Annotated in this window: 12 protein-coding genes; 6 read left to right on the top strand and 6 right to left on the bottom strand. The window is 40.4% G+C overall.

What is annotated here, in order from left to right; genetic code table 11:
• Window positions 1-43 precede the first annotated feature (43 nt).
• Both allD and allE read right to left on the bottom strand, forming a co-directional pair.
• On the bottom strand, window positions 44-1,093 hold the full coding sequence (allD, locus tag EDC44_RS03535; protein ID WP_131975456.1) for an ureidoglycolate dehydrogenase: 1,050 nt from the start codon (window positions 1,091-1,093) through the stop codon (window positions 44-46).
• A gap of 20 nt (window positions 1,094-1,113) precedes the next feature.
• A complete protein-coding gene (allE, locus tag EDC44_RS03530; RefSeq protein ID WP_131975454.1) occupies window positions 1,114-1,899 on the bottom strand; it encodes a (S)-ureidoglycine aminohydrolase in 786 nt (261 codons plus the stop codon).
• Between the two features lie 98 nt (window positions 1,900-1,997).
• On the opposite strand from allE, the gene EDC44_RS03525 reads away from it, so the two are divergent.
• A complete protein-coding gene (locus tag EDC44_RS03525) occupies window positions 1,998-2,846 on the top strand; it encodes an alpha/beta hydrolase fold domain-containing protein (RefSeq protein ID WP_131975452.1) in 849 nt (282 codons plus the stop codon).
• Between the two features lie 54 nt (window positions 2,847-2,900).
• Here EDC44_RS03525 and EDC44_RS03520 read toward each other — a convergent pair whose 3' ends face one another.
• Window positions 2,901-4,241, bottom strand: a complete 1,341-nt coding sequence (locus EDC44_RS03520) for an NCS1 family transporter (RefSeq protein WP_131975450.1) — start codon at window positions 4,239-4,241, stop codon at window positions 2,901-2,903.
• Between the two features lie 18 nt (window positions 4,242-4,259).
• The gene (gene allB, locus EDC44_RS03515; RefSeq protein ID WP_131975448.1) at window positions 4,260-5,663 is read right to left on the bottom strand and encodes an allantoinase AllB; all 1,404 of its coding nucleotides are present in this window, start codon (window positions 5,661-5,663) and stop codon (window positions 4,260-4,262) included.
• A 468-nt stretch (window positions 5,664-6,131) separates the two neighbouring features.
• On the opposite strand from allB (EDC44_RS03515), the gene EDC44_RS03510 reads away from it, so the two are divergent.
• The 3 genes from EDC44_RS03510 to EDC44_RS03500 all read left to right on the top strand — a co-directional run bounded on the left by EDC44_RS03510 (window position 6,132) and on the right by EDC44_RS03500 (window position 9,635).
• Window positions 6,132-6,821 carry an oxamate carbamoyltransferase subunit AllH family protein gene (locus tag EDC44_RS03510; protein WP_165870222.1) on the top strand — a complete coding sequence of 230 codons (690 nt, stop codon included), beginning with the start codon at window positions 6,132-6,134 and terminating at the stop codon, window positions 6,819-6,821.
• Window positions 6,822-6,904: 83 nt separating this feature from the next.
• Window positions 6,905-8,278 (top strand): allantoinase AllB, encoded by a 1,374-nt coding sequence (gene allB, locus EDC44_RS03505; protein ID WP_131975444.1) that lies wholly within the window; start codon window positions 6,905-6,907, stop codon window positions 8,276-8,278.
• Between the two features lies 1 nt (window position 8,279).
• Window positions 8,280-9,635, top strand: coding sequence for an NCS1 family transporter (locus tag EDC44_RS03500; RefSeq protein WP_131975442.1), 1,356 nt, complete (start codon window positions 8,280-8,282; stop codon window positions 9,633-9,635).
• A gap of 160 nt (window positions 9,636-9,795) precedes the next feature.
• Here the strand turns inward: EDC44_RS03500 and EDC44_RS03495 are convergent, their stop codons facing one another.
• Both EDC44_RS03495 and glpE read right to left on the bottom strand, forming a co-directional pair.
• Complete coding sequence (locus tag EDC44_RS03495; protein ID WP_131975440.1) at window positions 9,796-11,025, bottom strand: pyridoxal-phosphate-dependent aminotransferase family protein; 1,230 nt, start codon at window positions 11,023-11,025, stop codon at window positions 9,796-9,798.
• 251 nt (window positions 11,026-11,276) lie between these two features.
• On the bottom strand, window positions 11,277-11,603 hold the full coding sequence (glpE, locus tag EDC44_RS03490) for a thiosulfate sulfurtransferase GlpE (RefSeq protein ID WP_424276097.1): 327 nt from the start codon (window positions 11,601-11,603) through the stop codon (window positions 11,277-11,279).
• A gap of 155 nt (window positions 11,604-11,758) precedes the next feature.
• Here glpE and rpe point away from each other — a divergent pair, with 155 nt between their 5' ends.
• Entirely contained in the window at window positions 11,759-12,442 is a 684-nt protein-coding gene (gene rpe / locus EDC44_RS03485) for a ribulose-phosphate 3-epimerase (RefSeq protein ID WP_131975436.1), read from the top strand.
• A 26-nt stretch (window positions 12,443-12,468) separates the two neighbouring features.
• Window positions 12,469-13,140 (top strand): phosphoglycolate phosphatase, encoded by a 672-nt coding sequence (locus EDC44_RS03480; RefSeq protein WP_131975434.1) that lies wholly within the window; start codon window positions 12,469-12,471, stop codon window positions 13,138-13,140.
• Window positions 13,141-13,146: the final 6 nt, after the last annotated feature.

The following is a 13,146-nucleotide window of genomic DNA, read 5'->3' as shown; positions in this document are numbered from 1 at the left end:
GGGCTCTCTCATTCACGGGAGAAATTTTTGTATTTAAAGCAAATTAATCTGCGAATCTATTTTTATGATCATAGCGATTAAAATGAATATCATCACTGATTAAGTATTGATAGACCGAATCGACAATTTCAATACCGCCTGTGGCATAAGCATCGTTTTTACGTTTTTCTGCACGTTCACCCGGATAATAAACTTTATCAAACCCGGGTGCCGGAGCCATTTCATTTAATTCATCCAAAGATTGAGCCATATCGCTTCTGAATTTTTCCGCACCACAGAATCTGGCCGGATCGATAACAATGTGCATATGACCCAAACGGCGACCTTCTGATAAATCATGATACATGGATGATACGTGTTTGCCGAATGGTACGCCCAATAAAATACCGGAGAACACATCCACCATCATCATTAAACCATAACCTTTGGCACCGGAAATCGGCACTAAAGCATTTACTTTATTCGGATCGGTTACCGGATTACCCGCCTCATCTACCGCCCAAGAATCAGGAATATTTTCATTGCGTGAACGTTTATCTAAAATTTTACCCCACGCTTGTACGGTGGTTGCCATATCAAATACCACATTGCGATCATCAGCCGGTGCGGCAAAAGAAATAGGATTCGTGCCATAATAAGGTTCGGAACCGCCGTAAGGCACTGCCATTGGGTCAGATTGGCAGAATGAAATAGACAACAACCCTTCTTTCGCTGCCATTTCGGTGTAATAACCGATGGCACCGCTGTGTGAAATATTACGCACGCCCACAATGGCAATACCGGATTTTTTCGCCATTTCAATGGCTTTTTCCATAGCAAAAGTTGCCGCTACGTAACCGCAACCGTTATCCCCTTCAAAAATAGCGGAAGCCGGACCGGTTTCGTTCCATTCGAATTTAGGATCGTGAGTAATACCGCCTTTAAAAATACGCTCACAGTAATATTCCATGCGAACCGCACCGTGAGAATGATAACCCCGTTCATCTGACCAAGTAAGAATCTCTGCCGTAATATCGGCGTGTTGATCATTTAAGCCGGCTTTCATCAGTTTGTTTTTCATTAAACCTTTTAATTCATCTCTGGATAGTTTCATATTAAAGACCTTACTTAAAATTATAGTTGAACATCACGATTACATTCTTTTGAATAAATATAGACAAAATCTTCATCACCTACGGCATAACAGGCTTGCGGACAATAGGAATCCATAAACACATACTCGCCGGCCTGAACAGGAAGCCATTCATCATCTAAACGGTACATCCCTTTGCCGGATAGGAAATACATGCCGTGTTCTTGGAAGTGGGTCTCGATATAACCGTGTGATGCACCCGGTTTGAATAACAAAATATGCATATTCATATCAAACCCGAAATCCGCTGCCGCCGGCAATAAATCTTTGATCAAACAGGTTTCCATGCCTTCATATTGGTTATATGCAATTTCGTTCACATTACCGACTACAGTTGTAGCGGCATACCCTGCTAACGGAATATATCTTCTGCGGTGAATATAAATTTTGGTATCTTGAGCGGAATTATTGACGAAACTTAATACCTTATCGCTTGGGGAATAAATATAACCGCCGCTGGTTAATTCGGCTTCGATATCTTGGTTTTTAACGGTTAAGTTACCGCTAATGCAATAAACGAACACTTGAATACCTTCACCGCCCAACTGAGTATTTCCGCCCTGCGGATGTACCGTGGCAATGTAATCGGCAAAAGAAGCACCGAGTGCCGGTGATGAAAGAATACTAATATCACAATTGGAATAATATGGAATACTATTTTTGACTAATCCATCAGCCTCAAGTAACACAAAATTTTCTTTGCGAATAACAGAACGAGTCTCTAATAAGCCTTTTCTATAACCGGTTTGTCCATTTAAATACCCCATGACTTTCTCCTTAGTTTGTATCAGTTGATTTAACTATTTGTGCTTTCAATAACAGTTACTTATAATGAACCGCTATTATTGAATCTATGGAAATAACTATGTTGCAATCTATTGATATTCAAATAAATCAAATATCTATAAATAACAAAACTGCTGATATTCGGATGACAAAATATATTGACAGTGAAATTCCTCCAAAAGCCAGTATTTTATATTTTCACGGCGGCGGGTTACTGTATGGTACACGTAACGACCTCCCTTTGCTACATTTAGAATCATTTACTCAAGCAGGATTTCAAGTGCTTTGTTATGATTATCCGTTAGCACCGAAGGCTCAAATCGGTGAAGTTCTGCAATCGGTTTTAGATTCCATCCACAGCTATAACGAATCGCTTCCTTTTTTCTTATTCGGACGTTCTGCCGGTGCTTATTTAACGCTATTGGCCGCCACAAAATTTAATGCTGATGACAACTTCAAACCCAATGGCATTATTTCTTTTTACGGTTACGGGTTTCTCACCGACCATTGGTATGAAATCCCGAATTCCGCTTATTTGAAGATGCCTCACATCACGCCTGAAATCATCCCGACCTTATACGCCGATACGCTTATTACGCACGCTCCGATGGAGGGCTATTACAGTGCTTATATTTACGCCCGTCAGAGCGGCAAATGGAAAGAGCTGTTTTATCAAGGCCGAGATAAATTCTTTTATACGGATTTCACTTTACGTTTATGCGATAAGATCAATATACCGCTGTTTCTGACCCATGCTACCGGTGATCCTGATGTGCCATTTACCGAATTTAAAGCACTATGTGATAAATATTCTGTTCAACGATTTATTGCGTCTTCCGAGATGCATGATTTCGATCGCGATGAAAGTGCGGTACAAACTACGGAATTATTACAACATACCATTGATTTTATCAATAACTTAATTTAACTAGTTATATATCGGATCAGTGCTAACGCCTAATCCGATCTACAAAATTTTTAATTATTTGACCGCACTTTCCGCTAAAATAGTGCCTTCTCTAAATCGTTTGCATGACGGTAACGTTTTCATACAAATATAATACACAATCCCGCTAGGAATCGTGGCGGTTAAGAACGAAATATCCGCATTAACCAAGCCGATAACCGCACCGACGGAAATCGCAACAATCGCCGCCCAGTTCACCCCTTGACGATTACCGTCTTCATTATAAAGTTCGTCAATATCCACTTTGCGTTTGTGCATGATGTAGTAGTCCACCAACAATACCGCAAAAATCGGGCTGAAGAATACGGTATATAATAAAACGAAAATATCCAAACCGGCAGCGGATTTATCTGATGTAAGCAACCACGGACAAGTTGCAATAGCCAAAATACCTACTACTACAACCGCAGTTTTGTGTTTGATTTTAAACGCATCCATTAAAGCGTAAGTCGGTGGAATTACGTTACTTGCCAAGTTAGTGGTCATTTGTGCAAACAAAATAAAGACTAATGTGATGGTTACCAACACTTTATTATCCGCCGCTTGTGCAAACGCATTAATCGGGTTTGCAATACCGGTAGCACTGGAAATCATTAATCCGATAATCCCCATAAATACTGTGGTCGGAACCATTGCCAAGAAGTACACAGTCCCGCGTTTTGTGGATGAATAACCCGGTTTTAACTCACGCACATAATCACCGGCATTGAGCATTACCGTAACATTCACACCAAAGAACGCGACAATCGCGCTAATAAACGGAATGCCCCAAGTACCTTCCTTGTTGATTAAATTGGCTTCGATCACACCGCCGTATTTATTCATACACACATAAAACATATAGGCAAGTGATGCAACGATCACACAGGCACCGATATTTTCCAACCATTTTAAGCCGTGAAACCCCGTCATAGAAATAATGATTTGCAATAACTGAAACAGTAAGAAAAATAATACGGTATTATCGTAATCAAAAAGAGAAATGGAGATTTGATTAATAGCGGAGCCGCCCAACCAACTTTGTACGCCATACCAAACTATCGCGGGCAAACCACGCAACATTGCCGGTAAAATATTACCTTTGGTACCAAAAGCACTTTTTAGTTGAACCGCATAAGGTGCACCGGTTTTATAACTGAATTGGTCATTTAAACAAAGGCATACAATTAAAATCAACGAACCAATTAACATAGCGGTAAAGGCTTGGGTTAAGTTTAAACCTTTTTCGAGCTGACCTGAGCCTAAAGCAAAAGTACCGATGGATACACATCCCCCCAACCATAAAAAGAGATAAGAAGGTAAACCCATAATCCGTTTATGGGCCGGAATCGGCGATAAATCTGTTTTATCCGTCATAATAATTTTCTCCCAACATTAACGTGTAGGTTTTACAAATTTGCCATAACCAATAGCGTCTTCTTTATAAACGCCATTTTCAGCAACCACTTTACCGCGAATAATGGTGTACACTGCCGCCCCTTTACCCGTCAATCCGTTGAAACAAGTCACATGACCTTTAGTAAATAATTTCTCTTGTTCCACTTTCCATTCCTTTTCAGGATCGACAATCACGATATCCGCATCAAATCCTAGCTCAAACGCCCCTTTTTGACCATACAAACCAAAGAGCTTCGCCGGGTTATACCCCATCACTTTAGCGATCAAAGTCGGGCTGAATTTTCGTTGATGTACCACCATATCAAATACCATCGGTAAGAAGAACTGAATACTGTTTAAACCGCCCCAAGCCTGCCAAATATCTTTAGTGGCATTGTCTTTTTCATAATCCGCTGCCGGTGAGTGGTCACTACCGATGCAAGATAACGTGCCGTCTAATACATAATCCCAAAGTTTTTCCATATCTTCGCGTTTACGTAATGGCGGTGTACATTTTGCTTTGCCGCCTTGCTCAAACACAAAGTCTTCGGTAAACCCGAGATAATGCGGACAGGTTTCACCGGACACCGGTAAACCTTCATAAATGGCATCTTTAACCAATTGAGCCACCATTGGATGAGTAACATGACAAATATGCACGCGACCGCCCGTAGCACGAGACATATCAATAATATTTTTGGTCGCCACATATTCTACCCACACATCATGAGCATCTAAAAATTCACGAATTTTTTGTTCCTCCGTCAATCCTTGTTTAGCCTTAGCCTCTTTAACCCGCTCTTTCACCTGACCGAATTCTTCACAGTGAAAACCGGATAACGCATTAAACGGTTTTAAAATTTCCAGCGCTTTACGCACATTGCCTAAATTTACCGTAGGAAACAGATCACCGTTCGGGCAAGTAAAACCTTTGAATGCCGCTACGCCGCAAGCCTCAAGATCGGCTAAGTCGTTTACATTGCTTTTAATGGAATCAGGACTATCATCATAATCGCCCACAATACCGCCCCACAGTGCAAAGTCAATATAGGAATGCTGGCTGATTCGGTCATGTTTGAGTTTGAAAACATCTTTATTAATTAAGGAAGGATCATTATTGAGAGGCATATCGATGAGAGTGGTACATCCGGCTGAAACTGCGGCACGAGAACCGGTTTCAAAATCTTCACGATAGTTAAAACCCGGTTCATTCATATGTGCGTGACAATCAATAATACCCGGATAAACCAAATTACCTTTAGCATCGATCACTTGTTTGGCTTCAATTTCACTATCCGCAGATAAAAAAGCGGCGAATTTACCATTTTTCACAGCAATATTCGCCTCATAAATCCGATCGGGGGTAACCAGTTTTCCGTTTTTGATGACTAAATCATACATATATACCGTCCTTATAGAACCTTTATGGTGAAACAAATCAGTGTAGGTCAAGATAGAATATTTAATCGCAAAAAGACTTAAATTTATTTATTATCATAGAGATAAGTAAGAATCATAATCGAACTTGACAAAATAAATTCCAGCACGTAGATTAACGAGACATCAATCAATGAGACCATAGGCAATAACATATACGATAACGACATTTAAGACAACAGAAAATTTAATGTAATATTTTATAAAAAACTTAATAAAAGTGTGGCTTTTATGGAAAAACACCAAAACAACTCTAATTTTATACAATTTCATATAATTTCCACATCAACTCACGCATCGCATTATTTAAAAAACACACAACCCGTATTTGCACAAGTACATTCCATTTATTCCAATAGTATTAATCTCTTATTTAATAAACAATTATTCACACTGCAAACTCATTTGTCTCCACTTTCTCCGCTAAGCTTAATGACTTCATTAACCGAACGACAATTCACTCAACTCAACTGGCATGTTAATGATCATTTATTAATTGATTTCAAGCCGGACACACAATGTTATATTTATAATTCCACATTAACAGCGAATGTGTCGGCAAAAGAGCGGTCATTTTTTTATGAAAATTTGGCTTTTGAGCTATTAACTCAAACGGATAAACCGGGGTTAAGCCAATTATTATGCAGTATGCAACATCGCGATTTTCTACTAGATAACGTTCACCATTATTTAACTCAGACCCACAATGCATTTCAACAAAAAGCATTTCAAGAAGCCGCCTATTATTTAGTGAAGCTTATCGGTATAGGCATCGGCTTAACGCCGAGCGGGGATGATTTCCTGTGCGGCGTGCTTGCCGCTTTATATAATCTGGGTTTTCAGCAGACTATTTTTTACAAGCACTTATCTGAAGAAATTGAAAAACAGTTAAACCGAACGAATGATATCAGTGCGGCATTTTTACATTGTGCGTTGCAACATCAATATGCCGAATTTATCATTAATTTCTTCGCTGTTGACGAACAAATCTCATTGGTTCAAAAACAAAAGTTATTACAATCGTTTAAAAATATCGGACATTCCTCCGGTATCGATACATTATTTGGTATTTACTTTATTACTAATCTATTAAATAATTTAAATATATCGGTTTTTTATTAAAATAAAATTAAAAATAAGATAATTTTATTAAACGCAGCATTAAACAGAAATCTGGAAACCCATAACCAATAAGGAGTAATTACATGTTCGATCTTGTACTGACCAATGGCAAAATTGTTTTGTCTGATAGCATATTCAACGGCACTATTGCCGTAAAAGACGGTAAAATTGCCGCAATTCTCGATTCAGCCAACATTCCGGAAGCACGAAAAACGATTAATGTAAACGGAAATTATATTTTTCCCGGTGCCATTGATACCCATGCCCATTTAAATGATCCCGGTTATGAATGGCGGGAAGACTACGAACATGGTACAGCTGCCGCAGCAATTGGCGGCTATACAACCGTTATCGATATGCCGCTCCAAAATGAACCCGCATTAACCAATGCGGCTATTTTTGATAAAAAAATCGAAAAAGTTTCGCCAAATGCTTATATTGATTACTGTTTCTGGGGCGGTTTGGTACCAACCAATTTAGACGATTTAAAAGGTTTAAATGAAAAAGGTTGTGTGGCTTTTAAATCATTTATCGGTCCGGTTTCACCGGATTACGCATCGCTAAACTACGGTCAAACTTATGAAGCCATGCAACGTATTCAAAAATTTGACGGCAGAGCCGGATTCCATTGCGAAGATTTTTCTACCATCAAATGGCAGGAACAACGTATTAAGAACGAAGGGCGGTTGGATTGGCAGGGATTTTTAGATTCTCGCCCGCTTATTGCGGAAATATTAGCCACCGTAGATATTATTGAAATCGCTAAAGCAACCGGCTGTAAAGCACATATTTGCCATGTCAGCCATCCAGATGTAGCACAGCGTATCAAAGAAGCCCAACAACAAGGCTATGACATCACGGCGGAAACCTGTGCACATTATTTATGTTTCAGCGAACAAGATGTGATTGAAAAAGGCCCCTTATTTAAATGTGCGCCGCCGTTACGTTCATCTTCTGATGTAGATAAATTATGGGAATATGTGATTGACGGTACATTTAGCGGTATTGCGAGTGACCATTCACCTTGTTCTTATGATGAAAAATATAATGAAATTCTCGGTCGAAAAATCAATAACGTCTTTGATGTATGGGGCGGTATCAGCGGTATTCAAAGCTGTTTCCAGGTAGCCTTCTATGAAGGCTGTGTGAAACGCGGGGTTTGTCCGACGGTGCTGGCTAATTCTATGGCTAAATTACCGGCCAAAGCCTTCGGCATCTACGGACAAAAAGGTGATATTCGCGTTGGTTTTGATGCGGATTTCACTATTGTAGATCCGAATCAAGAATGGGAAATCACTGCCGAATCATTACATTATGTAAATAAAATGTCTGCTTATGTAGGTAAAACAGGCAAAGGGCTTCCGGTTTGTACTATCGTCCGCGGTCAGGTAATCGCTGAAAATGGTCAACTTACTGATAGCAAAGGCTTCGGTAAACTTATCACAAAAGGAGCATAACATGATTGATAACAAAGAACTCAGCGCCGAATTGGCGAAAGAGACGGATATCGATCTTCAGCCGACTTCAAAACGTATTATGGATCCGCTTTCTTATGCCGCTAGCTTTTTAGGGGGCTGTGTATCTATCGGGACATTCTCCATGGGTGCAAGCCTCATCGGTACATTAACCATCAGCCAAGCGATTATTGCCATGTCTATCGGTTGCCTGGTCATCGCTATCGGTTTGGTCTTAATCGGTAATGCCGGGCATAAATACGGGATTCCGTTTACTATTCAGTTAAGAACCAGTTTCGGTACTTCCGGTGTGAAAATCCCCGGTTTATTACGGGGTATTCCGGCAATTGTGTGGTTCGGTTTCCAAAGCTGGGTAGGTGCCGGTGCAATTAATATGTGCTTAAACATTCTATTCGGTATTGATAACCTTGTCGTTGTTTACGTATTATTTACCGCACTTCAAGTGGCTTTATCCATTAATGGCTTTACTGGAATCAAATGGCTGGAAAACATTTGCAGCGTGTTCTTGATCGGCATTTTAGCTTATATGCTTTATATTGTGAACACACAGTTCTCCGTAGAAATCGGCAACCGATTCTCTGAAATCACCGGGTCTTGGGGTTTGCCTTTCTGGGCGGCAACTACTGCATTCCTAGGTATTTATTCCACCATGATCCTGAATGCTTCCGACTATGCCCGCCATGTCACCCATAAAACAGGACCTGTTGCTACGGGTAGCATTTATACATTATCTATTCTTCCGGTAACACTATTTATGGGATTAATCGGCTTATTAGTAACGGCCGCAACAGGCAACAGTGATCCGGTAGAAGTCTTTGCTACAGCCATGGATAATAAATTCTTAACAGTAGTTACCTTATTATTCATCGCTTTCGCTCAAGTCACCACTAACGTATTAAACAATATCGTACCGCCGGCTTATATTTTAATGGATTCCTTCAAAATGAAATGGTCACACGCTACCATTTTAGTGGGTATTCTTTCTATGTGTGTAATGCCATGGAAACTGGTGACTGCCGAATCTGCCGAAGGCTTATCATTATTTATCAAAATCTACTCGGCTTTCTTAGGCCCTATTTTTGCCGTGATGGTAGTTGACTACTATATTTTGCGAGGCAGAAAACTAAATGTAAATGATGTTTACAATAAACAAGGTATCTTCAAAGGTATTAACCGGGCCGCCATTATTGCTATTGCGGTAGGTTCATTATGTTCACTTATTGTCGTGGACCTATCTTGGTATGTCAGCTTAATTCCATCAGGTTTAACTTATTACGTTCTGATGAAAACCCTAAAAAGTGCGGAATCTTTCCGTAAAGGAACGATTTTTGAGAAATAATCTTACGGCATAAAATATATACTGACTTTTCCCAACCAACATCATCGCTCCCATCGGTTCGGGCAGTATGAATAACGCTGAATAATTCTATATTAAACAAAGTAAAAAAGGATTGCGTCTTTCAACACAATCCTTTTTTACTCAATTTAATCAATACGAATTATTTTTCAGCATCACGATAAACCGCTAACGCAGCGGCTACAGCATCACCTGCAGGCACTTTCACGCCATGGTTTAATAATACCGCTTCTAATGCACCTAATGTCAACAACATATTACGTTTTTGGCTGGAATAACCCATATTACCGATACGAATTACTTTGCCGTCAAGCGGACCAAATGAAGTGGCAACCTCAATACCAAAATCATTCAGCATACCACTGCGTAATTGCGGGCCGCTAATACCTTGCGGAATTTCAACCGCAGTTACTACCGGCGCTTTGTGTTTTCTGTCACCGAAAATTTTCAATCCCATCGCATCAAGACCGGCACATAATGCTTTGTCATTTAAAATATGACGGGCAAAACGATTTTCCAAACCTTCCATCAAAATACACCGTAATGCTTCATGCACACCATATTGATGCGTTGTCGCTTCCGTATGATGATTCAAACGACGCGGGCTCCAATAATCCTGTAATTGAGCCAAATCCAAATAATTGCTTGGAATCGGCGGTAATTTACCATCAATATCAGAATCCGTGCGAATCCCTTTTTCAACGCGTTTACGTTTTGCCACGATATCTTCAATACGCTTGTTATAAGTAATCAATGCCGTGCCCGATGGTGCGGAAATACATTTTTGCGTACCGCCGATACAAGCATCAATATTCCATTCGTCCACACGAATATCCACACCGCCGATAGTAGCCACGGTATCGACTAATAACATCACATCGTATTGTTTACAGATACGGCCGATATCTTCCAACGGTTGCATCATTGATGTAGACGTTTCACCGTGAATAATCGCAACGGCTTTATAACCGCCTTTTTTTAATTCCGCTTCAATTTCTTCAGGCTCAAAAACCGTCCCCCATTCTCTTTCGATAACGGTGATGTCCGCACCGCTACGCTCAAGGATCTCATTTAATAAATAACCGAAACGGCCGAATGCCGGAATTAATACTTTATCCCCCGGGCAAATCGCACCGGTCAGCACAGTTTCAATACCGCCGCGAGAAGTCGTATCCACCAAATAAGTTTGCTCATTTTTAGTTTGGAATAAACGACGTTCCATTTCCATGGTTTCCGTCATAAGTGCGGTAAATTCCGGATCAAATTGGCCTAAAATCGGTGCAGACATCGCACGCAATACACGCGGATCCGCATCTGTCGGGCCGGGACACATTAATAAACGCGGAGATGGGTTAATTTCTTTAAATTGCATAATACTCTTTTCCTGTATCAACTTAATTATCATAAAAGAGAACCATTCTATAAAAAATAGTATTATTTCTCAACGTTTCCTTAAATTTCTTTGATATTTTTTAAAATAAAATCAATATTTCCTATATTTTTTATATTAATATTCAAAATAAAGATTTATCAGGAAGACAATTCAAGACGATAGACAAGAAAACAGCTAAAGTGCGGTCGTTTTTTAAAAAATTTATAGAAACTTCCGTAGGAGAAAATATTTTAGACACAAGCCGTTTCAATCGGCAATCCTGCCCGATGCCAGCCTTCAAACCCACCAATAACGCTGAACACATTATCGTAGCCCTGTTCAACTAAAAACTGTGCGACGTTTCGACTGCTGATGCCGTGATAGCAGCTGACAATGATCGGATCATCATAATCATATAAATTCCGGAATTCGCCATAACTTTGATTGGTGAGATGAAACGCCCTTTGCGGGCGGCTGTATTGAAAATGCATGGCATCACGCACGTCCACTAACACGGCGTTCTCGTCATTCATCATCTGCCACGCTTGCTGCGGGCTGATTTCAGTAAATTGTGCCATAATGAACCTGTTTTTCTATAAAGTGCGGTAAGATTTTACAGTATTTTAACAAATACCGAAAATCTTGCCAAATTGAACCGCACTTTCGTTTTACCAATTTCCCATTAAGTAGTAAACTACATGACATTATTTTTAGCAAAATCAATGGTGATACTATGAAAAATTATTTAATTGCCCCGTCTATTTTATCTGCGGATTTGGCTCGTTTAGGCGATGATGTGCGGCAAGTACTGGCTGCCGGTGCGGATGTGATTCATTTTGATGTGATGGATAACCATTATGTGCCAAATTTAACGTTCGGTCCGGCTGTCTGCAAAGCTTTGCGTGATTACGGTATCACCGCCCCCATTGATGTACATTTGATGGTGAAACCGGTTGATCGCATTATTCCGGATTTCGCAAAAGCCGGTGCAAACTATATTACTTTCCACCCGGAAGCCAGTGAGCATATTGACCGTTCGTTACAGCTGATCCGCGATTGCGGATGCAAATCAGGTCTGGTTTTTAATCCGGCAACACCGCTAAGCTATTTGGATTATGTAATGGATAAAGTGGATATCATCTTATTAATGTCCGTTAATCCGGGATTCGGCGGACAATCTTTTATCCCGTCAACCTTAGATAAACTCAAACAAGCCCGTCAACGTATTGATGCAAGCGGTTTTGATATTCGTTTGGAAGTGGACGGCGGTGTGAAAACTAACAATATCGCCGAGATCGCCCGTGCCGGTGCGGATATGTTTGTCGCCGGTTCCGCTATTTTCGACCAACCGAATTATCAAAAAGTTATTGATGAAATGCGAGCAGAACTTGCTAAAGTCTGTGGTGACTTGGTGTAACTATTTAAATTACAAGGAAAAATAAAATGTCTCAATTTAAAGTAATCGGTTTCGATTTAGACGGAACCTTGGTAAACAGCCTACCGGATTTGGCTCTTTCAGTAAATTCGGCTTTGACAGAATTCGGTTTACCGCAAGCAGAAGAAAACCGTGTGATGACCTGGATCGGCAAAGGAGCAGATATCTTAATCGGTGAAGCGTTGGCTTGGGCGAAAGCGGAATCGGGCAAAACACTTAATGATGACGAAATCAAACAGCTGAAATACCGTTTCGGCGTATATTACGGCGAAAATCTCTGTAATGTGAGTCGGTTATACCCGAACGTAAAAGAAACCTTAGAGCAATTAAAAGCAAAAGGCTATATTCTTGCCGTGATCACCAATAAACCGACTAAACACGTAGAACCGGTATTGGCGGCTTTTGGAATCGATCATTTGTTCAGCGAAATGCTAGGCGGCCAATCGCTGCCAGCCATTAAACCGCATCCGGGGCCGATGTATTATTTATTCGGCAAATTCGGTATCTATCCGAAACAAATGTTATTTGTGGGCGACTCAAAAAATGATATTCTAGCGGCACATTCCGCTGGTTGTCCGGTAGTGGGCTTAACCTACGGCTACAACTACAACATTCCTATCAGCGAAGCCAACCCGGACTGGGTGTTTGACGATTTCGCCGATATTTTAAAAATTGTATAAGGAACT

This window comes from Cricetibacter osteomyelitidis, assembly GCF_004340985.1.
GTDB lineage: Bacteria > Pseudomonadota > Gammaproteobacteria > Enterobacterales > Pasteurellaceae > Cricetibacter > Cricetibacter osteomyelitidis.
Note: the sequence above shows the minus strand (reverse complement) of the source record. Positions and strands in the feature narration are given on the sequence as shown.